Origin of the sequence: Agrococcus sp. DT81.2 (genome assembly GCF_049844935.1) — a bacterium.
In the GTDB taxonomy this organism is placed as follows: domain Bacteria; phylum Actinomycetota; class Actinomycetes; order Actinomycetales; family Microbacteriaceae; genus Agrococcus.
Map to the genome: position 1 here is coordinate 1 of NZ_JBNCLZ010000007.1, position 20,061 is coordinate 20,061.

20 protein-coding genes and 1 rRNA gene are annotated in these 20,061 nt (G+C 71.9%); 1 reads left to right on the top strand and 20 read right to left on the bottom strand.

Annotated features, from left to right (window positions below):
* The 18 genes from ACLQ21_RS13140 to infC form a co-directional block, all read right to left on the bottom strand.
* Positions 1-247 (bottom strand): 16S ribosomal RNA (locus tag ACLQ21_RS13140); the annotation flags it as partial.
* Positions 248-845: 598 nt separating this feature from the next.
* Positions 846-2,153 (bottom strand): tyrosine--tRNA ligase, encoded by a 1,308-nt coding sequence (gene tyrS, locus ACLQ21_RS13145; protein WP_425664368.1) that lies wholly within the window; start codon positions 2,151-2,153, stop codon positions 846-848.
* A 9-nt stretch (positions 2,154-2,162) separates the two neighbouring features.
* Positions 2,163-3,599, bottom strand: a complete 1,437-nt coding sequence (gene argH, locus ACLQ21_RS13150; protein ID WP_425664369.1) for an argininosuccinate lyase — start codon at positions 3,597-3,599, stop codon at positions 2,163-2,165.
* The gene (argF, locus tag ACLQ21_RS13155; RefSeq protein WP_425664371.1) at positions 3,596-4,525 is read right to left on the bottom strand and encodes an ornithine carbamoyltransferase; all 930 of its coding nucleotides are present in this window, start codon (positions 4,523-4,525) and stop codon (positions 3,596-3,598) included. The genes argH and argF overlap by 4 nt, the downstream gene beginning before the upstream one ends.
* Entirely contained in the window at positions 4,522-5,439 is a 918-nt protein-coding gene (gene argB, locus ACLQ21_RS13160; protein ID WP_425664373.1) for an acetylglutamate kinase, read from the bottom strand. Before argB ends, argF begins: the two co-directional genes overlap by 4 nt.
* A complete protein-coding gene (gene argJ / locus ACLQ21_RS13165; RefSeq protein WP_425664374.1) occupies positions 5,429-6,592 on the bottom strand; it encodes a bifunctional glutamate N-acetyltransferase/amino-acid acetyltransferase ArgJ in 1,164 nt (387 codons plus the stop codon). The genes argB and argJ overlap by 11 nt, the downstream gene beginning before the upstream one ends.
* On the bottom strand, positions 6,589-7,635 hold the full coding sequence (gene argC / locus ACLQ21_RS13170; protein WP_425664376.1) for an N-acetyl-gamma-glutamyl-phosphate reductase: 1,047 nt from the start codon (positions 7,633-7,635) through the stop codon (positions 6,589-6,591). Before argC ends, argJ begins: the two co-directional genes overlap by 4 nt.
* A gap of 9 nt (positions 7,636-7,644) precedes the next feature.
* Complete coding sequence (locus ACLQ21_RS13175) at positions 7,645-8,316, bottom strand: SIMPL domain-containing protein (protein ID WP_425664378.1); 672 nt, start codon at positions 8,314-8,316, stop codon at positions 7,645-7,647.
* A gap of 29 nt (positions 8,317-8,345) precedes the next feature.
* On the bottom strand, positions 8,346-10,829 hold the full coding sequence (gene pheT / locus ACLQ21_RS13180; protein ID WP_425664380.1) for a phenylalanine--tRNA ligase subunit beta: 2,484 nt from the start codon (positions 10,827-10,829) through the stop codon (positions 8,346-8,348).
* The gene (gene pheS, locus ACLQ21_RS13185; RefSeq protein ID WP_425664382.1) at positions 10,829-11,875 is read right to left on the bottom strand and encodes a phenylalanine--tRNA ligase subunit alpha; all 1,047 of its coding nucleotides are present in this window, start codon (positions 11,873-11,875) and stop codon (positions 10,829-10,831) included. Before pheS ends, pheT begins: the two co-directional genes overlap by 1 nt.
* Positions 11,876-11,902: 27 nt before the next feature.
* Positions 11,903-12,841: an amino acid ABC transporter permease gene (locus tag ACLQ21_RS13190; protein ID WP_425664383.1), complete on the bottom strand. Its 939-nt coding sequence runs from the start codon at positions 12,839-12,841 to the stop codon at positions 11,903-11,905.
* The gene (locus ACLQ21_RS13195; protein ID WP_425664385.1) at positions 12,838-13,485 is read right to left on the bottom strand and encodes an amino acid ABC transporter permease; all 648 of its coding nucleotides are present in this window, start codon (positions 13,483-13,485) and stop codon (positions 12,838-12,840) included. Before ACLQ21_RS13195 ends, ACLQ21_RS13190 begins: the two co-directional genes overlap by 4 nt.
* Before the next feature lie 63 nt (positions 13,486-13,548).
* A complete protein-coding gene (locus ACLQ21_RS13200) occupies positions 13,549-14,478 on the bottom strand; it encodes a glutamate ABC transporter substrate-binding protein (protein WP_425664387.1) in 930 nt (309 codons plus the stop codon).
* 35 nt (positions 14,479-14,513) lie between these two features.
* Positions 14,514-15,251 carry an amino acid ABC transporter ATP-binding protein gene (locus ACLQ21_RS13205; RefSeq protein ID WP_425664389.1) on the bottom strand — a complete coding sequence of 246 codons (738 nt, stop codon included), beginning with the start codon at positions 15,249-15,251 and terminating at the stop codon, positions 14,514-14,516.
* Positions 15,252-15,328: 77 nt separating this feature from the next.
* The gene (locus tag ACLQ21_RS13210; RefSeq protein ID WP_425664391.1) at positions 15,329-16,141 is read right to left on the bottom strand and encodes a TrmH family RNA methyltransferase; all 813 of its coding nucleotides are present in this window, start codon (positions 16,139-16,141) and stop codon (positions 15,329-15,331) included.
* 1 nt (position 16,142) lies between these two features.
* Positions 16,143-16,529 carry a 50S ribosomal protein L20 gene (rplT, locus tag ACLQ21_RS13215; protein WP_425664393.1) on the bottom strand — a complete coding sequence of 129 codons (387 nt, stop codon included), beginning with the start codon at positions 16,527-16,529 and terminating at the stop codon, positions 16,143-16,145.
* A gap of 33 nt (positions 16,530-16,562) precedes the next feature.
* Positions 16,563-16,757, bottom strand: coding sequence for a 50S ribosomal protein L35 (rpmI, locus tag ACLQ21_RS13220; RefSeq protein WP_425664395.1), 195 nt, complete (start codon positions 16,755-16,757; stop codon positions 16,563-16,565).
* A gap of 10 nt (positions 16,758-16,767) precedes the next feature.
* Positions 16,768-17,892, bottom strand: a complete 1,125-nt coding sequence (infC, locus tag ACLQ21_RS13225) for a translation initiation factor IF-3 (protein WP_425664397.1) — start codon at positions 17,890-17,892, stop codon at positions 16,768-16,770.
* Positions 17,893-18,077: 185 nt separating this feature from the next.
* Between infC and ACLQ21_RS13230 the strand changes: the two genes are divergently transcribed.
* Positions 18,078-18,440, top strand: coding sequence for a DUF1844 domain-containing protein (locus ACLQ21_RS13230; RefSeq protein ID WP_425664399.1), 363 nt, complete (start codon positions 18,078-18,080; stop codon positions 18,438-18,440).
* Here the strand turns inward: ACLQ21_RS13230 and ACLQ21_RS13235 are convergent.
* Together ACLQ21_RS13235 and priA are read right to left on the bottom strand one after the other, a co-directional pair.
* Positions 18,437-19,282, bottom strand: coding sequence for an SseB family protein (locus tag ACLQ21_RS13235; protein WP_425664401.1), 846 nt, complete (start codon positions 19,280-19,282; stop codon positions 18,437-18,439). The two genes, ACLQ21_RS13230 and ACLQ21_RS13235, sit on opposite strands and share 4 nt — an antisense overlap.
* Positions 19,283-19,287: 5 nt before the next feature.
* Positions 19,288-20,037 (bottom strand): bifunctional 1-(5-phosphoribosyl)-5-((5-phosphoribosylamino)methylideneamino)imidazole-4-carboxamide isomerase/phosphoribosylanthranilate isomerase PriA, encoded by a 750-nt coding sequence (gene priA / locus ACLQ21_RS13240; protein WP_425664402.1) that lies wholly within the window; start codon positions 20,035-20,037, stop codon positions 19,288-19,290.
* Positions 20,038-20,061 lie beyond the last annotated feature (24 nt).

Here is a 20,061-nt window from a genome sequence, read left to right on the forward strand (position 1 = left end):
AGCTGATAGGCCGTGAGCTGATCCTTGACCGAAGTTCTTTCCACCACCAGGAGATGCCTCCGATGGTCGTATCCGGTATTAGACGCCGTTTCCAGCGCTTATCCCAGAGTCAAGGGCACATTGCTCACGTATTACTCACCCGTTCGCCACTAATCCGGAGGAGCAAGCTCCTCCATCATCGTTCGACTTGCATGTGTTAAGCACGCCGCCAGCGTTCGTCCTGAGCCAGGATCAAACTCTCCGTAAAGAAAAGTTGCATGCCGACCGGGGAAAACCGGACGGCAGCGAGTTTGATGCTGACAAAATAGACTGTCTACTGACAATCTGTCTCATCCAAAGGAATCGAAGTGTCCGAAGACACGACGAGTTAATATTTTGGCATTTGACATTGTGCACGCTGTTGAGTTCTCAAGGATCAGACGCTCCCGTACCTCACCATCTCTGGATCAGCGCCGGGGCAACTTCTCTATCGTAACCACTTCTCGAACGGTGTCAAATCGACACACCGTGCGGAGCTGAGCACCCGTCGTTCGATCCCGGCCCGCAGCAGCCACTGTGGGCTGCACGTTCCGGAGCGACCGTCAGGTCTGCGTGTCGCGCTGGCCGGCTGCATGCTGCTGCCGTCCGTTGCGCGTCGCGCTCCGCACTGTCGTCATTGAAGTGGATTGTCACCGTACTCGCTTCCGGCGCGACACGCTACTGCGTGGAGCCTTCCGGCGAGGAGGTGGTCCCTCTTGATCCGCTGGCCTGTCCGGCTCGGCGTCTTTGGGGTGACGAGTGATTACGTTACACGGGCCGGGGCCCGGTCCTCCAAACCGCCCGCATCCCGGGCGTGTCGCCGCCCGTCAGACCGAGTCGACGGCCGTGTCGACGCCCGCGAGCGTCTTCTTCCCACGGCGCAGGACGGCGAACCGCCCGTGCAGCAGGCGCCCCTCGAGCGTCGCGCCCGGGTCGTCGATGCGCTGGTTGTTCACCGAGACCCCTCCCTGCGCGATCGCGCGCCGGCCGTCGGACAGCGAGTCGACGAGACCCGTCTCCTGCAGCAGCTGCAGCACCGGCGCATCCGGCGTGGCCGTCGCCTGCTTGTCGAGCGAGCCGACCGCGGCGGCGAGCGTCTGCGCGTCGAGCACGGCGAGATCACCGCTGCCGAACAGCGCCTGCGATGCCTCGATCGCCTGCTGCGTCGCCTCGGCGCCGTGGATGAACGACGTCGCCTCGATCGCGAGCACACGCTGCGCCTCCCGCCGGAACGGCGCGTCGACGGTCGCCGCCTCGAGCTCCTCGATGCGCTCCTTGGGCAGGAACGTGAACGACTTCAGCAGCTGGACCACGATCGCGTCGTCCTGGTTGAGCCAGAACTGGTACATCGCGTACGGCGTCGTCAGGTTCGCGTCGAGCCAGACGGCGTTGCCCTCGCTCTTGCCGAACTTGCGACCCTCCGCGTCGGTGATCAGGGGCGTGCCGATCGCGTGCGCGTGCACGCCGTCGGCCTTGCGCAGCAGCTCCGTGCCGGCGGTGAGGTTGCCCCACTGGTCGCTGCCGCCGGTCTGCATGAGGCAGCCGTAGCGCCGGTGCAGCTCGAGGAAGTCCATGCCCTGCAGCACCTGGTAGCTGAACTCGGCGTAGGAAATGCCCTCGTCGGACTCCATGCGCGCGGCGACCGCGTCCTTGCGCAGCATCGAGCCGACGCGGAAGTGCTTGCCGATCTCGCGCAGGAAGTCGACGGTCGACAGCGGCGCCGTCCAGTCCAGGTTGTTGACGAGCCGGACCGCGCTCTCCCCCTCGGCCGAGAGGAAGCGCAGCACCTGCGCCTGCAGGTACGTCACCCACTCGGCGACCGTCTCGCGCGCGTTGAGCTGCCGCTCGCTCGTGGGCTTCGGGTCGCCGATGAGCCCGGTGGAGCCGCCGACGAGCGCGAGCGGCCGGTGCCCGGCGAGCTGCAGCCGGCGCATCACGATGAGCTGCGCGAGGTTGCCGAGGTGCAGGCTCGGCGCGGTCGGGTCGAAGCCGCAGTAGAACGTGATCGGGTCGCCGCCGAGCAGCGTGCGCAGCGCCTCCGGATCGGTCGAGACGTGCACGCTGCCGCGGTACAGCAGCTCGTCCCACACGTTGTCGAAGGCGGGGTCGAGCTGGATGGGCGCGGGATCGATCACCACTCGAACCTACCGGCCGAGCGGGTCGAGCCGGGTGAGCCGCGCGTCGAGCGAGCGCAGCTGCGCGTCCACGGCCGAGCGCGCCGTGCCCCCGACGCCGTCGCGCGAGGCGATCGCACCGTCGACGGTCAGCACCGACCGCACCTCCGGCGTGAGGTGCTCGCTGATGCTCCGGTAGTCGTCGTCGCTGGCCTCGTCGAGCTCGATGCCGCGCTGCTCGCACAGCCGGACGAGCGCGCCGGAGATCTCATGCGCCTCGCGGAACGGCACCCGCCGCTTGACGAGCCACTCGGCCACGTCGGTCGCGAGCGCGTAGCCCGCGGCCGCGCCCGCACGCATCCGCGCCTCGTCGAAGTCGAGCGTCGCCACCATCCCCGCGAACGCCGGCAGCAGCACCTGCAGCTGGTCGACCGCGTCGAAGACGGGCTCCTTGTCCTCCTGCAGGTCGCGGTTGTACGCGAGCGGCAGCGCCTTGAGCGTCGCGAGCAGTCCCGCGTGGTCGCCGATGAGGCGCCCCGCCTTGCCGCGCGCGAGCTCGGCGATGTCGGGGTTCTTCTTCTGGGGCATGATCGACGACCCGGTCGAGAAGCCGTCGTGCAGCTTCGCGAAGCCGACGTCGCGGGTCGACCAGAAGATGACCTCCTCGGCGAGGCGCGAGAGGTCGATCGCGGTCATCGTGAGCACGAACGTGAGCTCGGCGACCACGTCGCGCGCGCTCGTCGCGTCGATCGAGTTCGGGCTCGGCGCCGCGAGGCCCAGCTCGCGAGCGACGAGCGCCGGGTCGAGGCCGAGCGTCGAGCCGGCGAGCGCGCCGGCGCCGTAGGGCGACTCGCTCGCGCGCTCGCGCCAGTCGGCGAGCCGCTCGAGGTCGCGCAGCAGCGGCCACGCGTGCGCGAGCAGGTGGTGCGCGAGCAGCACGGGCTGCGCGTGCTGCAGGTGGGTCCTCCCCGGCATCGGCGCGGTGGGATGCGCTGCTGCCTGCATGCGCAGCGCCTCGATCACCGCGCGGATGCCGCGCTCGACCTCGTCGGTCTCCTCGAGCATCCACACTCGGACGAGCGTCGCGATCTGGTCGTTGCGGCTGCGGCCGGCGCGGAGCCTGCCGCCGAGCTCGGCGCCCGCGATCTCGATCAGGCCGCGCTCGAGCGCGCCGTGCACGTCCTCGTCCGACTCCGCGGCGGTGAATGCGCCGGTGCTGACCCGCTCGGCCAGCTCGTCGAGCGCCGCTCGCATCGCGGTCAGCTCCTGGTCGTCGAGCAGCCCCGCCGCGTGCAGGGCGGTCGCGTGGGCCTTCGAGCCGCGGATGTCGAGCTGCGCGAGCCGCCAGTCGAACTGGGTCGACTTCGACAGCCTCGCCATCTCGGGGCTCGGGCCGGAGGCGAACCTGCCGCCCCACAGCGAGCCCTCGTTGGTCCCGCGCGCGTCAGCGCCGTGCTGGTCGCTCATGCGTCGGCCCGCTCGAGCAGCCATGCGAGCAGCGCCTTCTGGGCGTGGAGCCGGTTCTCGGCCTCGTCCCAGATGATCGACTGCCGCCCGTCGATGACGTCGGCCGTCACCTCGAAGCCGCGATCGGCCGGGAGGCAGTGCATGAAGACCGCATCCGGCTTCGCCTGATCCATGAGTGCGCGGTCGACCCTGAAGCCGCCGAACGTCGCGACCCGCGCGGCCTTCTCGTCCTCCTTGCCCATCGACACCCACGTGTCGGTGACCACGACGTCGGCATCGAGAACGGCCTCGGTCGCGCTCGACACGACGGTCGCGCTGCCGCCGGTCTCGCCCGCGATGCGCTGGGCATCGGCGACGACGCCCGCCTCGGGCGCGTACTCGGCCGGCGAGCCGACCCGCACGTGCATGCCGGCGGTCGCGCACGCGAGCAGGTACGACTGCGCCATGTTCGAGCGGCCGTCGCCGACGAAGGCGACGGTGAGGCCGGCCAGCTCGCCCTTGTGCTCCTGCATGGTGAGCAGGTCGGCGAGCAGCTGGCAGGGGTGGAAGTCGTCCGAGAGGGCGTTGACGACGGGCACCGTCGTGCCGGCGGCCATCTCCTCGAGCCCCGCTTGCGCGTACGTGCGCCAGACGATCGCCGCGACCTGCCGCTCGAGCACCCGAGCGGTGTCGGCCGCGGTCTCCTTGCCGCCCAGCTGGCTCGACGCGGTCGAGATGATGAGCGGCGAGCCGCCGAGGTCCGAGATGCCGACGTGGAACGACACGCGCGTGCGGGTCGACGACTTGTCGAAGATCACGGCGACCGAGCGCGGGCCCTCGAGCGGACGCTCGCCGAAGCGGTCGAGCTTCATCCGCCGCGCGCGCTCGAGCACCTCGCGCTGCTCGGCGGGGCTGAGGTCGTCGTCCCGGAGGAAGTGGCGGGTCATGCGTGCTCCTTGGTCGGCTGCGCCGCGGCGGGCACGACCTCGGTGCCCGAGCCGGCGCTCGTGAAGATCTCGGTGAGGATGGAGTGGGGCGAGCGGCCGTCGATGATCGCGGCCTTCGGCACCCCGGCGCGCACCGCGGTGAGGCACGCCTGCATCTTGGGGATCATCCCCGACTCGAGCGAGGGCAGCAGCGCCTCGAGCTCGGTGTCGGTGATCTCGCTGATGAGCGACTCGCGATCGGGCCAGTCCCGGTAGAGCCCCTCGACGTCGGTGAGGATGACGAGCTTCTCGGCGCCGAGCGCGCCCGCGAGCGCCGCCGCAGCCGCATCCGCGTTCACGTTGAGCGTCTCGCCCGGCCGGTCGCCGTCGGGAGCGATCGACGACACGACGGGGATGAGCCCGGCGGCGAGCAGGCGGTGCACACCGGCGGGATCGACGGCGACGACGTCGCCCACCTGGCCGAGGTCGACATCCTCGCCGTCGACGACGGTGCCTCGACGACGGCCGGTGAACAGCCCGGCGTCCTCGCCGGACAGGCTCGCGGCGAGCGGGCCGTGCGCGTTGATGAGCGAGACGAGCGTGCGCGCCACCTGGCCGGTGAGCACCATCCGCACGACGTCCATCGCCTCGCGGCTCGTCACCCGGTAGCCGCCGCGGAACTCGCTCTCGATGCCGTGGATGCGCAGCGCCTCGTTGATCTGCGGGCCGCCGCCGTGCACGACGACGGGCTGGATGCCGACGTGCCGCAGGTAGACCATGTCCTCCGCGAAGGCACGCTGCAGCTGCTCGCTCACCATCGCGTTGCCGCCGTACTTCACGACGACGATGGCGCCGCGGAACCGCTCGAGCCACGGCAGCGACTCGATGAGCGCCTCGACCTTGCGGGCGGCCTCCGCCGCCTGCTCAGCTGGCATACGCCGAGTTCTCGTGGACGTAGTCGTGGGTGAGGTCGTTCGTGCGGACGGTCGCGGTCGCGTCGCCCGCGAACAGGTCGATGACGATGCTCGTCGCGCGCGGCGAGAGGTCGACCTCCTCGCGCGGGCGGTCGGGCTCGCCGGCATGGCAGACGCGCACGCCGTTGAAGTGCACGTCGACCGCGTACGGGTCGAACGACGCGTCGGTCGTGCCGATCGCCGCGAGCACCCGCCCCCAGTTGGGGTCGTTGCCGAAGATCGCAGCTTTGAAGAGATTGGAGCGCGCGACCGAGCGAGCCACGACGACGGCGTCGTCCTCGCTCGCCGCGTGGCGCACCTCGATGGCGATGTCGTGCGACGCACCCTCTGCGTCGCCGTGGAGCTGGCGGGCGAGGTCGTCGCACACCGCGGTCACGGCAGCCGTGATGGCCGCCTCGTCCGGACGGATGCCGGAAGCGCCGGAGGCGAGCAGCAGCACCGTGTCGTTCGTCGACATGCAGCCGTCGGAGTCGAGCCGGTCGAAGGTGACGCGGGTGGCGGCGCGGAGCGCTCGGTCGAGCAGGTCGGCCTCCACCTCGGCGTCGGTCGTGAGCACGACGAGCATCGTCGCGAGCCCGGGGGCCAGCATGCCCGCGCCCTTCGCCATGCCGCCGACGGTGAAGCCGTCCGCGGCGACGACGGCCTGCTTGGGCCTCGAGTCGGTCGTCATGATCGCCTGGGCCGCCGCGAGCCCGGCGTCGTCGCCGGGCGCGAGCGCATCCGCCGCCAGGTCGACGCCGCGCAACACGCCCGCGCGGAACGCCTCGTCGCCGACGCCGATCAGGCCCGTGGAGCACACCTGCACGTCGACGGCCCCGATCCCGAGCCGCTCGGCGACCCGCTCCGCGGTGCGGTGCGTGGTCTGGAAGCCGAACGCGCCAGTGAAGCAGTTCGCGCCGCCGGCGTTGAGGATGACCGCGCGGGCGGTGCCCCCGGCGATGGCCTGCTGGCTCCACAGCACCGGGTTGGCCTTCGCCCGGTTCGAGGTGAAGACGGCGGCGGCCGAGTCGAGCGGCCCGTCGTTGACGACGAGCGCGACGTCGGCGCCGCCGGTTGCCCTGAGGCCCGCGGCCACGCCCGCGGCGCGGAAGCCGGCGGCGGCGGTCACGCTCACGGCGTGACCCCGTCGACCGACAGCCCCAGGTGCTCGTCGAACCCGAGCGCGATGTTCGCCGACTGGACCGCGGCGCCCGCGGTGCCCTTGCCGAGGTTGTCGATCGCGGCGATCGCGACGATCCGGCCCGCGGCCTCGTCGAGCCCCACACCGATGTGCACCGAGTTGGAGCCGAGCACGTCGGCGGTGCGCGGGTAGGAGCCCGCGGGCAGCACGTGCACGAAGCGCTCCTCGCCGTACGCGGTGATCCAGGCGCTGCGCACCTCGTCGGCCGTCGCGTCGCCCACGAGCGGCGCGCTCACCGTCGCGAGGATGCCGCGCGACATGGGCACGAGCACCGGGGTGAAGGAGTGGCGGATCTCGCCCGCCCCGACGGCGCGCAGGTTCTGCGCGATCTCCGGCAGGTGCCGGTGCGTGCCGCCGACCCCGTAGGGCGTCGCGGAGCCGGTGAGCTCGGACGCGAGCAGGTGGGTCTTCGCCGCGCGGCCGGCGCCCGACGAGCCGACAGCGAGCACGGACGTGAGGCCGGTCGGGTCGACGAGCCCGGCGGAGATGCCGGGCGCGATCGCGAGGGTCACGGCCGTCGCGTTGCAGCCGGGCACGGCGATGCGGCGGGCGGCGCGCAGCTCGCGACGCTGCCTGCCGCCGTCGGCGAGGATGAGCTCGGGCATGCCGTAGGGCCAGGTGCCGGAGTGCTCGGTGCCGTAGAAGGCCTGCCAGTCGCGCGCGTCGAGCAGCCGGTGGTCGGCGCCCGCGTCGACGATGAGCGTCGACTCCGGCAGCTGCGCGGCGATGCCGCCCGAGTGCCCGTGCGGCAGGGCGAGGAAGACGACGTCGTGGCCCGCGAGCACCTCGGCGGTCGTCTCCTGGAAGGTCAGCGAGGCGAGGGAGCGCAGGTTCGGGTGGACGGAGACGAGGGGCTGACCGGCGTTGGAGTGCGCCGTGACCGTGCGCACCTCCAGCTCGGGGTGCTGGGCGAGCAGCCGCAGCAGCTCGCCGCCCGCGTATCCGCTCGCTCCTGCGACGGCGACGGAGAGGCTCATGCCTCCAGGCTAGTCGCCCGACCGATCCGCTTCGGCCGTGAAGCCCACCTCGACCGCCGCGCGCACCTCGAGCTCGCCGGCCGACAGCTCGATCGCGCCTCCCGCGTCGCTCACCGCCATGACCTCGATGCCCCGTCCCTTCGCCATGAGCGGTCGCGGGCCGCCGTCGCCGGTCGCGGGCTCACGGATGCTCGTGATCACCGGGGATGCGAGGCTCGCGGCGGCCGCGTAGTCCGTGGCCCGCGCGACGGCGTCCTCGATGGCGCGGGTCCTCGCTCGCCCGGCGAGCTGGCGCTCGGTGGCATCGGCGAGCGACCACTCGATGCCGCTCACCTCGTGCACCTGCTCCGCACCGAGGTCGCCGATCCACGCGCCGAGCGCGTCGACGTCGACGAAGGTCGCGGTCACGGCCGCGGAGGCAGTGAACACCAGTCGCTGCGGCTGCCCCTCGCCCACCCACTCCCGGTGGTGCGCGACCCACACGCGGTCGGCGTGCCACGACTCGACGGCGCCCGACTCCGCGAACGCTCGCGCCTCGGCGGCGACGCGGGCATGCGCCTTGGCGACCAGTGACATCGCCTCGTCGGGCGCATCCGCCTGCCACCGCGACTGCACCGTGACACTCGCCCGCTCGGCGGCTGCTCGCTCGACGGCCTCGCCGCGCACCATGATCTCGACCATGGAGCGGATGCTACTCGCGCCGCCTTGCGCTACTCCCGCAGTCGTGCGCCGTGGCGCTCGGTCGCGACGGCGAGCCCGGCGAGCTTCGCCTCCGAGGCCTCGGCCGCCGTCAGCGTGCGGTCGGGAGCCCGGAAGCGGAGCGCGAACGTGAGCGACTTCTCGCCCTCGCCGAGCCCGCCCGAGCCGGACGCAGTGCCGCGGTAGTCGTCGACGAGCGCGATGTGCTCGAGCAGCGCTCCCGCGCCGTCGCGCACCGCGCGGCGCACGTCGCCGGCGGGCACGTCGACCGGCACGACGACCGAGAGGTCCTGCGTCGCGGCCGGCACCGACGCGATGCGCTGGGTGTCGAGGCTGATGCGTGCGCGGTCGATGAGGAGGCTGAGGTCGAGCTCGGCGACGGCGACGACGCGCGGCAGGTCCGCCGCGGCCGCGACCGCGGGCAGCAGCTCGCCCGCGACACCGACGATCGTCTCGCCGAGCAGCAGCTCCGCCGTGCGGCCCGGGTGCAGCCAGGGGCGCTCGCTCTGCCGGAGCTCGAGCTCGAGGCCGAGCGTGCGGGCGATGCGCTCCGCCGCCTCGACCGCGTCGGCGATGCCGAAGCGCACGGCGGCGGTGCCGGGCTGCTTGCGCACCCGCTCCCCCACGAGCAGCACGGCCGCGTGGTCGGGCTGCAGCGGCAGCCGGTCGAGCTCGGCGAGCTCGTCGTCCGTCGGCCGGGATGCGGCGCTCGGGAGCGTGTCGGTGCCCTGGCCCTCGATGCTCAGGAAGACGTGACCGAGCTCGAACAGGGCGAGATCGGTGAGTCCCCTGCCGAGGTTGCGGTGCGCGGTGTCGAGCATGCCCGGCAGCAGCGCCGTGCGCAGCCACGGGCGCTCGCCGTCGAGCGGATTCTCGAGCCGCACGGGCTCCGCACCGGTCAGGAGCGCCTGCTGCTCGGTCACGAACGGCGCGACGAGCACCTCGGTGAGGCCGTTCGAGGCGAGCGCGTCGGCGACGCGGCGACGCAGCCGCTGCGGGCGCGTGTACCCGCGTCCGGGCGGCGCGACGGGCAGCACCGAGGGGATGCGGTCGAAGCCGACGATGCGGGCGACCTCCTCGACGAGGCCCTCGCGGTCGACGAGGTCGCGGCGCCACGTGGGCGGCGTCACGATCCACGCATCCGCCGACTCGGCGACGCGCGCGCCGATGCGCTCGAGCGCGTCGCGCGCCTCCTCGACGGTGTAGTCGGCGCCGGTGTAGTCGCTCCAGAAGCCGACGGGGATGCGGATGGGTGCCATCGCGGGCACGTCACCGACGTCGGCGCCCAGCTCGTCGAGCGCGCCGCCGGCGAGCTCGACGAGCAGCTGCGCGACGCGCGCGGCCGCTGCGGCGGCGACGGCCGGGTCGACGCCGCGCTCGTACCGCTTGGAGGCCTCGGAGAACAGCTTGTGGCGGCGCGCGGTGCGGCCGATCGTCACGGGGTCGAACGTCGCCGCCTCGATGAGCACGTCGGTGGTCGACGCATCCATCTCGGTCTCCGCGCCGCCCATGACGCCGGCGAGGCCGATGGCGCCGCGGTCGTCCGTGATGAGCAGGTCCTCGGTCGAGAGCGACCGGTCGACGCCGTCGAGGGTCGTGAGCCGCTCCCCCGGCGCCGCGCGGCGCACGGTGATGCCGCCGCGCAGCTTGCCGAGGTCGTAGCCGTGGATCGGCTGGCCGAGCTCGAGCATGACGGCGTTCGTGATGTCGACGGGCAGCGAGATGGAGCGGATGCCGGCGAGCCGCAGGCGGGAGGCCATCCACGCGGGCGTGGGCCGGCTCGGGTCGATGCCCCGCACCACGCGGGCGACGAAGCGCGAGCAGCCGTCGCGCCCGCGGATGGGAGCGTCGTCGAGCAGCGCGACCGGGAAGCCGGTCGCGGTGGCCGTCTCGATGGCCGCCGGGTCGCGGAACGGCTGGCCGGTCGCCGACGCGACCTCGCGGGCGATGCCGCGCAGCGAGAGCGCGTAGCCGCGGTCGGGCGTGACGTTGATCTCGACGGCCTGGTCGTCGAGGCCGAGGATCGCGAGCGCATCCTCCCCGACCTCGCCGGGGATGCCGAGCTGGTCGAGGCGCATGATGCCGTCGTGGTCGTCGCCGAGGCCGAGCTCGCGCTCGGACGCGATCATGCCGTCGGAGACGTGGCCGTAGGTCTTGCGCGCAGCGATCTCGAAGCCGCCCGGCAGCGCGGCGCCGGGCAGGGTGACGACGACGCGGTCGCCCTCGACGAAGTTGAGCGCGCCGCAGACGATGCCGCGCACGCCGCCGTTCGCCTCGCCGACGTCGACCTGCACCCAGCGGATCGTCTTGCCGTTCTTCTGCGGCTCCTCCACGATCTCGAGCACCCGGCCGACGACGATCGGCCCGCGGAGCTCGCCGCCGTGGACGGCCTCCTCCTCGAAGCCGACGCGAACGAGCGTCGAGTGCAGCCAGTCAGCGGTGTCGTCCTTCGGCAGCTCGACGAGCTCGCCCAGCCATGACAGCGGGATCCGCATCAGATCACCATCCCGAACTGCTCGGTGAAGCGCACGTCGCCCTCGATCATGTCGCGCATGTCGTCGAGCAGATACCGGAACTGGAGGGTGCGCTCGATGCCCATGCCGAACGCGAAGCCCGAGTAGACCTCGGGGTCGACGCCGGCCGCGCGCAGCACGTTGGGGTTGACCATGCCGCAGCCGCCCCACTCGACCCAGCGGGCGCCGCCGCGCATCCCGGGGTGCCAGACATCCATCTCGGCGCTCGGCTCGGTGAACGGGAAGTAGTTGGGGCGCAGGCGGATCTTGGCCTCCTCGCCGAACATGGCCCGCGCGAGGTGCTCGAGCGTGCCGCGCAGGTGGGCCATCGTGATGCCACGGTCGACCGCGAGCCCCTCGAGCTGCGTGAACACCGGCAGGTGCGTCGCGTCGATGTCGTCGGTGCGGTAGACGCGGCCAGGGGCGACGATGTACGTCGGCAGCTCGCGGGTGAGCAGCGTGCGCACCTGCACCGGGCTCGTCTGCGTGCGCAGCACCATGTGGCGGTCGGCGGGCGCGATGTAGAAGGTGTCGGACTCGCTGCGCGCGGGGTGGTCGGGGTCGACGTTGAGCGCGTCGAAGTTGTACCACTCGTGCTCGAGCTCCGGTCCTTCGGCGACCTCCCAGCCCATGCCGATGAAGACGTCGCTCATGTCGTCCATGAGCATCGTCAGCGGGTGCCGGCCACCGCGCGACCGGATGCGCGGGAGCGCCGTCACGTCGACTCGCTCGGTCTCGAGCTGCGCGGCCTCCTCGGCGACCGCGAGCTCCGCCTGGCGGGCGGCGATCGCCTCGCCGACGCGCGCGCGGCCGGCGCCGATGGTCTGCCCGGCGGCCTTGCGGTCCTCCGGCGCGATGTCCCGAAGGCTCGCGTTGAGGGAGGCCAGCTCGCTGCCCTGCCCGTTGTGGGCGGACTTCGCGGCCTGCAGCTCGGCGGTCGTCGTGGCGGCGTCGATGGCGGCGAGCGCCGCGGTCACCGCGGCGTCGACGCGCGCGCCGAGGCCGGCGGGATCGTCAGGGGTTGGCACCCGACGATCCTACCGGCGGCTCGAGGGTCAGCCTCCGCCGGCGACCGAGCCGCCCGGCAGGCGGGTGATCTCGGTCCGCGGCTCGTTGAGGTCGCGGAGGGCCTGCGTCGTGAGCGGGATCGCGGCGGTCCCCGTGCCGTCGAGGTTGCGGCCACCCTTGCGCGGCTGCTGCATGCGCCGCGCGAGCACCCGTACGAGCCAGGAGAGCGTGAGGTTGATCCCGAGGAAGATGGCGAGCATCACGAGGAACATCGACAGCGCGTACGGTCCCCCCTGCCGGTCGTAGAAGTCGACGAGCTGGCGGCCGATGCGGATGATCTCCGGCGAGCCCACGATGTAGCCGAGCGACGTGTCCTTCAGCAGCACGATGAGCTGCGCCACGATGATCGGCAGCATGATGCGGATCGCCTGCGGCAGCTCGATCTCGAGCGTCGTCCGCAGCGGGGTCAGCCCGATCGCGAGGCCGCTCTCGCGCTGCCCTCGGGGCAGCGACTTCATGCCGGCGCGGAGCGCCTCGCCGATGATCGCGCCGTTGTAGACGATGAGCGCCCAGACGACGGCCCAGTAGGCGCCGGTCGAGAAGACGATGAGGATGAAGAGCATCATCAGCAGCACGGGCATGCCGCGGAAGAACTCGAGCACGATCGTGACGGGCACGCGCACCCAGGCGGAGGCGGCGCTGCGCAGGATCGAGAAGACGATGCCGAGGACGATCGCGCCGACGGCCGCGATCCCGGCGATCGACAGCGTGGTGCCGAGTCCCACCAAGAGTCCGCGGGCGCCGAACCAGACCTCCGGCCTCGTGAAGATGTCCCAGCGGTTCTGGTAGAAGGCGCCGCCGAGCCACAGCTGGTAGACGGCGAGCCCGAGCACGACCACCGTGACGACCGCGAAGACGACCGAGAGCATGCGAGAGCGCCGGATGGCGTTGGGGCCGGGGGCGTCGAAGAGGACGGAGCCGCTCATCGCTGCACACTCCACTTGCGCTCGAGGTGGTCGACGAGCTGGCCGAGCGGCACCGTGATGATCAGGTAGCTCAGCGCGATGCCGATGAAGACCTGCAGGGCCTGGTCGCCGTACTCGTTCGAGAGGCGGTGCGCGACCGAGACGAGCACGAAGACGAAGAAGCCCATCGCGACCGAGGTGTTCTTGACGAGGGCGATGACGACGTTGATGAGCGGCGGCAGCACGCTGCGGAACGCCTGCGGGAGGATCACGAGCCGCATGGTCGGGCCGAAGCTCATGCCGATCGAGCGGGACGCCTCCGCCTGGCCGATCGGCACCGAGTTGATGCCCGAGCGCACCGCCTCTGCGAAGAACGCGCTCGTGTAGTACGTCAGCGCGATGATCGCGCCGAGCGTGAAGTCGAGGATGATGCCGAGCTTCGGGAGCACGAAGGCCGTGAAGAAGAACACGAGCGTGAGCGGCGTATTCCTCGCGACCTCGGTCCACACCGTCGCGACGACGCGCAGCGCCGCCACCGGCGACACGCGCATGCCGGCGAGCAGGATGCCGATCGGCAGGCCGATGAGCGTGGTCGCCCCCGTGAGGAGCAGCGTGGCCCACATGCCCTGCAGCCAGAGCGGCCAGTTCTCGAGTAGTGCTTGCATCAGTCCCTCATCCCGCGGCCGGGTGCGGGAGGCTTGCCTCCCGCACCCGGCTCGGGCGATCGATCAGTAGCGGTCGGGGGCGGGGAACTCGGGCGTCGGCAGCACCGTGCCGGCCGTCTGCTCCCAGAGCGACGCCATGGTGCCGTCGGCGACGGCCTCCTCGAGGACCGTGTTGATCCAGTCGCGGAACGCGTCGTCGCCCTTCTCGAGGCCGATGCCGTAGGGCTCGGCCGTGAAGGTCTCGCCCTCGTTCACGAGCTCGAACTCGCCCGGGTTCTGGTCGACGAAGCCGGCGAGGATGACGTTGTCGGTCGTGACCGCGACGACCTGGCCGTTGCGCAGCGGGTCGAGGCAGTTGGAGTACGTGTCGGTCGCCTGCAGGTTGGCGCCGTACTCGTCGACGATCCGCGCCGCCGGCGTGGAGCCCTCGACGGAGCAGACCGCGAGGCCCGCGACGTCGTCAGGCCCGGTGAGGCCCTCGGGGTTGCCCGCCTGCACCATGAGCGCCTGTCCGGCCTCGTAGTACGGGCCGGCGAAGTCGACCTTCTCCTTGCGGGCGTCGTTGATCGTGTACGTCGCGACGACGAGGTTGACGGTGCCGTTCTCGATGAACGTCTCGCGGTTCGCCGAGACGGTCTCCTCCCACTGGACGCCCTCGAACGGGATGCCGAGCTCGGCGGCGATGAGCGAGCCGACCGCGACGTCGAAGCCCTCCGGTGCGCCGTCGGGTCCGACGAGGCCGAACAGCGGCTGGTCGAACTTCGTGCCGATCGTGATGGCGCCCGCCTCGGCGAACTCGGCCATCGAGGTGCCTGCCTCGAACTCGGGCGACTCTGCGACCTCGAGGCCGTAGGGGTGGTCGGACGTGCTCGTCGAGCCGGTGTCGGTCGGCTCCTCGGGCGCCTCGGTCGAGGTGGGACCGGCGGGGCCGCCGCACGCGGTGAGCGCGAGGACCGCGAATGCGGCCACGCCGAGCGTCATCTTGCTGCGCATAGGTGCTTCTCCTTGAGTTGTGCTGTGGAAGGGGGTCAGTGGGTGAGGATCTTCGAGAGGAAGTCCTTGGCGCGCTCGGACCGCGGGTTCGAGAAGAACGCCTCGGGCGTCGAGTCCTCGACGACCCTGCCGTCGGCCATGAACAGCACGCGGTCGGCCGCCTTGCGCGCGAAGCCCATCTCGTGCGTCACGGTGATCATCGTCATGCCGCCGTGCGCGAGCTCGACCATGACGTCGAGCACCTCGTTGATCATCTCGGGGTCGAGCGCGCTCGTCGGCTCGTCGAAGAGCATGAGCTTCGGCTCCATCGCGAGCGAGCGGGCGATCGCGACGCGCTGCTGCTGCCCGCCGGAGAGCTGGGCGGGCATCTTGTGGGCCTGGTTGGCGATGCCGACGCGCTCGAGCAGCGCCATGCCCTGCTCCTCCGCCTCCTTGCGCTTCTTGCCGCGCACCTTGATCGGTCCGAGCGTCACGTTCTCGAGGATCGACTTGTGCGAGAAGAGGTTGAACGACTGGAACACCATGCCGACGTCGGCCCGGAGCTGCGCGAGCGCCTTGCCCTCCTTGGGCAGCGCCACGCCGTCGAGCCGGATCTCGCCCGAGTCGATCGTCTCGAGCCGGTTGATGGCGCGGCAGAAGGTCGACTTGCCCGAGCCTGACGGCCCGATGACGACGACGACCTGCCCCTTGGGGACCGCAACGTTGATGTCGTTGAGCACGTGGAGGTCGCCGTAGTGCTTGTTGACGTGGTCGAGCTCGACGAGGGGCTGCATGCCGCCATCAAAGCACGACCTGTGCGCCCCCTGATGGAGCGCTGACCGATCGCAACGAAACGGTTACACGGCGCCGCTCACGCGCTGCGCTGCGCGAAGGCGCTCTGGTAGAGGCAGACGGAGGCCGCGGTCGCGAGGTTGAGCGACTCCGCGTGCCCGTAGACGGGCAGTCGGACCGAGCGGTCGGCGAGCGCGAGCGTCGCGGCGTCGAGGCCGCGTGCCTCGTTGCCGAACAGCCAGGCGGTGGGCCGGGCGAGCACGCCTTCGTCCTGCAGGCCGAGGAGGTCCTCCCCCGTCACGTCGGCGGCGAGCACCGAGATGCCGGCGGCCGCCGCGGCCTCGACGGCGTCGATCGTGCTGGCCCCCACGGCGATGTCGACGTGGAAGAGCGACCCGGTGGTGGCGCGCACGACCTTGGGCGCGAACGGGTCGACGGAGTTGGCGGTCACGATGACCGCGGATGCGCCGGCGGCGTCGGCCGCGCGGAGGATCGTGCCGAGGTTGCCGGGATCGCGCACCTCGTGGAGGATCGCGATCAGCGGATGCTCGCTCGCGGCGGCGCGCGCGACGGCGTCCTCGAGGCGCACGGGCGACTGCTTCGCGACGGCGACGACGCCCTGCGGGTGCACCGTGTCGGCGATCGCGGCGAGCGCGCGCTCCGAGACCGCCGTCAGCGGCGCGTGCCGCGAGGCCCGGTCGAGCAGCTCGGCATGGCGCTCGCGGGCAGCATCGGTGACGAAGACCTCGACGAGCTGCGCGGGCTGCCAGCGCACGGCCTCGTCGAGCGATGCCGGGCCCTCCAACAGGAACAGCCCGGTCGATGACCGGGCTGCTCGCTGCTGGAGTCTCGCAGCCTCTCGCACGCGGGGCGCGCGGGGGCTGTCGAGCATGTCAGGCCGCGTTCCGCGGCGCCGAGGTGTCGGCGGGCAGGGCTGCCTTCGCTGCCTCGACGAGGGTCGCGAAGGTGGCGGGCTCGTGCACCGCGAGCTCGGCGAGCATGCGGCGGTCGACCTCGATGCCCGCGAGGCCGAGGCCCTGGATCAGGCGGTTGTACGTCAGGCCGTTCGCGCGCGACGCGGCGTTGATGCGCTGGATCCACAGGCGGCGGAAGTCGCCCTTCTTGGCCTTGCGGTCACGGAAGGCGTAGACGTGCGAGTGGAGCAGCTGCTCCTTCGCCTTGCGGTACAGGCGCGAGCGCTGCCCCCGGTAGCCGGCGGCCTGCTCGAGGATGACGCGACGCTTCTTGTGGGCGTTGACCGCCCTCTTGACACGTGCCATGAGTTCGTTCTCTCTTCTCTATCGTCGCGCGCGTCAGCGAGCGAGCAGCTTCTTGATGATCTTGGCGTCGGCCGGGGCGAGGACCTTGTCCTTGTTGAGGCGGCGCGTCTGGACCGACGACTTCACCTCGAGGTTGTGCCGCATGCCGGCCTGCTGCTTGCGGATCTTGCCGCTGCCGGTGATCTTGAAGCGCTTCTTCGCACCGGAGTGCGTCTTCTGCTTGGGCATTCTTCTTCTCCTACTCGGATGCTGGCTCGCCGGCGGACGTGTCCGCGGGCTTGGCCTTGGGCGCTGCGGGCTTGCCGGCCGCCGAGGGCGTCGCGGGCTTGCCCGCGGGCTTCGGGACCGCGGGCTTCACGGCGGGCTTCGGTGCTGCCGGGGCGGCAGCGGGGGTGGCGGGCTTGGCCGTGGGCGTCGGCGCACCTGCGGGGCGCGGCGCCATCGACGGACGCGGCGCGCCGGCCGGCGTCGGCTGCACGGTGCGCGGCTGCTGGCGGGGACGCGAGTCCGACGACGACTCCGACGACGGGCGCGACGAGCTCGACGGGCGCGACGAGGTGCCGCCCGCGGGGCGCGAGGCACCCGTCGACGGACGCGACGAGCCGGACGGGCCGGACGAGGTCGAGGGACGCGACGAGCGCGGCTCGGACTCCGTGGCGGCAGCGCTGCGAGCGGGCAGCACCGGGCGAGCGGGACGCTGCGCGTCGAGCTCCGCCTGCCGGGCGGCCTGGCGCTCGGCCTCGGCGCGACGCTTCTCCTGGTCGGCGGCACGCTGCGCGGAGCGCGCGGCGTTGAGCTCGGCCTTGGCGTCGGACTTCGAGCGCATCGGCCCGACGATCATCACCATGTTGCGGCCGTCGATGGTCGGCGACGACTCGACCGAGCCGAACTCCGCGACGTCCTCGGCGAAGCGCTGCAGCAGGCGCACGCCCTGCTCGGGGCGCGACTGCTCGCGGCCGCGGAAGAGGATCATGGCCTTGACCTTGTCGCCGGCCTGCAGGAAGCCCTCGGCGCGCTTGCGCTTGGTCTCGTAGTCGTGCTCGTCGATCTTCAGCCGGAACCGGACCTCCTTGAGGACCGTGTTCGCCTGGTTGCGACGAGCCTCCTTGACCTTCTGCGCCTGCTCGTACTTGAACTTCCCGAAGTCCATGATCTTGACGACGGGCGGGCGGGCCTCGGGAGCGACCTCGACGAGGTCGAGCTCTGCCTCGCGGGCAAGACGGAGGGCATCCTCCACCCGGACGACGCCGACCTGCTCGCCGGCAGGGCCGACCAGTCGGACTTCGGGGACGCGGATGCGCTCATTGGTACGGGGGTCGCTGATCGCGGGCTCCTTCTCGTTGCGTGCTGTGTGCTGGTGCACGGCGAACGAGGAGCCGAAGCGCGAATGCTGCTGCGCGGCTCAGCACCTGCGACGCGCGGTCGCGGTGCCTCTGACCCGTTAGCCTGGGACGACTGCGGGTGGGATTGCTCCTCTTTCACCTTCCGGGCGCAAAGCCCGAAACCTGCAGAAGCCTACCAGACACCGACCTTCGGGAGAAGAGTGCGATGAGCGACGCCATGCAGCACGACCACGACCATGACGACGCGATCAACGAGATGCGCGACATCGCGGAGGTGCCGGCCGTCGAGCTCATCAACACCGTCGCCATCCACCTGCTGAGCGCGGCCGCCGTCAAGGTCGGCCTCGCCGACGACCCGGAGCAGCAGCTCGACCTCGACGAGGCGCGCAAGCTCATCAACGCGCTCGCGGGGCTCGTCACCGCTGCGGCTCCCGAGATCGGCGGCGTCCACGCGGCGCCGCTGCGCGACGGGCTGCGCTCGGTGCAGCTCGCGTTCCGCGAGGCGAGCTCGATGCCCGATGCGCCCGGCAAGGGTCCCGGCGAGAAGTTCACCGGGCCGGTCAACTAGGGCTCCCGCGCCTCCAGCTCGGCGCGCGTGACGGCGAGTGCCGCCGGCGCGACGAGCGGCAGTCGGGCCGCTCCCCCGTCCCAGCGGTGCAGCCGCACCGCGACGCTCGCGATGCGCTCGCGCACGACCTCCGCTGCGCCGATCGCGTTCGCCGCCGCCTGCACCTGCGCGGCCGCGTCCGGCGCGGCGTCGACGAGGGCGTGCACCTCGAGCTCCGCGCCTGCGAGGACGCAGCGCGGGTCGCCGGTCGCGAGCACGACCGCCTGCACGGTGGGCTGCGCCATGAGCGCGTCGAGCACGGCCTCGTGCACGGCGGCGTCGTCGACGCCCCACGACCACGGCGCATCCGCCAGCAGCGCGACCAGCATCGAGCGGCTCAGCACGAACTCGCCCTCGCCGCCGGGATCGACGACGATGCGCGCGGGCCCGTCGAGCGCCGCTGCCGCGGCCCGCTGCACGCTCGTGGGCACGGGTCGCGCGACCGGGTTCCACGCCTGCATGGCCGCGACCCCCGCGAACATCGGCAGGATCGGCGCTCCGTCGGGACCCTGGACGGTCACGATCGACAGCTCCTGGCTCTTGTCGATCGTGCGCCCCGCCGCATCGATGCCGAGCTCGCCCGCAGCCGCGAGCAGCGGCACGAGCAGCCGCTCCCCGCGCAGCGCGTCGACGACCGCCGCCGGGCCCGCGGCTCCCGCCGCGAGGGCGCGCACCGCATCGAGGTAGCCCTCGGGCGGCGAGCCGTCGTCGCCGGCGTAGGCGGTGTCGTGGTGGTCGAACGAACGACCCGCCCACGGCCTGCCCGCCGAGTCCGCCCCGCCGCCCGGCGACGCCTGGGACACGGGCGTCAGTCGCCCGCGACGTCGAGCGCGGCCGCGAGCGTGAAGGCGCCCGCGTAGAGCGCCTTGCCGACGATGGCGCCCTCGACGCCGTGCGGCACGAGCTCGCGCAGCGCAGCGATGTCGTCGAGGCTCGAGATGCCGCCGGAGGCCACGACGGGCTTCTCCGTGCGCTCCGCGACCTGCCGCAGCAGCTCGATGTTGGGGCCCTGCAGGGTGCCGTCCTTCGTGACGTCGGTGACCACGTAGCGGCTGCAGCCGGCGGCCTCGAGCCGGTCGAGCACGTCCCACAGGTCGCCGCCGTCCTGGGTCCAGCCGCGCGCCGCGAGCGTCGTGCCGCGCACGTCGAGGCCGACGGCGATCTGCTCGCCGTACTCGGAGATGACGGATGCGGTCCACTCGGGGTTCTCGAGCGCGGCGGTGCCGAGGTTGATGCGCTTCACGCCCGTGGCGAGCGCCGCCTCGAGCGAGGCCTCGTCGCGGATGCCGCCGGAGAGCTCGACCTGCACGCGGCCCTTGACCGCCTTGATGACCTTCTTGATCACGGCGCGGTTGTCGCCGCGACCGAAGGCTGCGTCGAGGTCGACGAGGTGCAGCCACTCAGCGCCCTGGCGCACCCAGTCCTCGGCCGCCTCGACGGGGCTCCCGAACGACGTCTCGGTGCCAGCTCGGCCCTGCGTGAGGCGCACCGCCTTGCCGCCCGCGACGTCGATGGCGGGCAGCAGCTGCAGCTTGGGCGACTGGTTGAAGTCGGTCATGGGGATTCGATGCCTTCCGGATGG

Bases quoted from the DNA above. Each gene is read 5' to 3' on its own strand.
- ACLQ21_RS13200 (WP_425664387.1), bottom strand. From the start codon at position 14,478: ATGCGCAGCAAGATGACGCTCGGCGTGGCCGCATTCGCGGTCCTCGCG.
- rpmI (WP_425664395.1), bottom strand. From the start codon at position 16,757: ATGCCCAAGCAGAAGACGCACTCCGGTGCGAAGAAGCGCTTCAAGATC.
- argB (WP_425664373.1), bottom strand. From the start codon at position 5,439: ATGCCAGCTGAGCAGGCGGCGGAGGCCGCCCGCAAGGTCGAGGCGCTC.
- argF (WP_425664371.1), bottom strand. From the start codon at position 4,525: ATGACCCGCCACTTCCTCCGGGACGACGACCTCAGCCCCGCCGAGCAG.
- ACLQ21_RS13210 (WP_425664391.1), bottom strand. From the start codon at position 16,141: ATGCTCGACAGCCCCCGCGCGCCCCGCGTGCGAGAGGCTGCGAGACTC.
- pheT (WP_425664380.1), bottom strand. From the start codon at position 10,829: ATGCGGATCCCGCTGTCATGGCTGGGCGAGCTCGTCGAGCTGCCGAAG.
- argH (WP_425664369.1), bottom strand. From the start codon at position 3,599: ATGAGCGACCAGCACGGCGCTGACGCGCGCGGGACCAACGAGGGCTCG.
- ACLQ21_RS13205 (WP_425664389.1), bottom strand. From the start codon at position 15,251: ATGCAGCCCCTCGTCGAGCTCGACCACGTCAACAAGCACTACGGCGAC.
- priA (WP_425664402.1), bottom strand. From the start codon at position 20,037: ATGACCGACTTCAACCAGTCGCCCAAGCTGCAGCTGCTGCCCGCCATC.
- ACLQ21_RS13230 (WP_425664399.1), top strand. From the start codon at position 18,078: ATGAGCGACGCCATGCAGCACGACCACGACCATGACGACGCGATCAAC.
- argC (WP_425664376.1), bottom strand. From the start codon at position 7,635: ATGAGCCTCTCCGTCGCCGTCGCAGGAGCGAGCGGATACGCGGGCGGC.
- ACLQ21_RS13175 (WP_425664378.1), bottom strand. From the start codon at position 8,316: ATGGTCGAGATCATGGTGCGCGGCGAGGCCGTCGAGCGAGCAGCCGCC.
- ACLQ21_RS13190 (WP_425664383.1), bottom strand. From the start codon at position 12,841: ATGAGCGGCTCCGTCCTCTTCGACGCCCCCGGCCCCAACGCCATCCGG.
- ACLQ21_RS13195 (WP_425664385.1), bottom strand. From the start codon at position 13,485: ATGCAAGCACTACTCGAGAACTGGCCGCTCTGGCTGCAGGGCATGTGG.
- rplT (WP_425664393.1), bottom strand. From the start codon at position 16,529: ATGGCACGTGTCAAGAGGGCGGTCAACGCCCACAAGAAGCGTCGCGTC.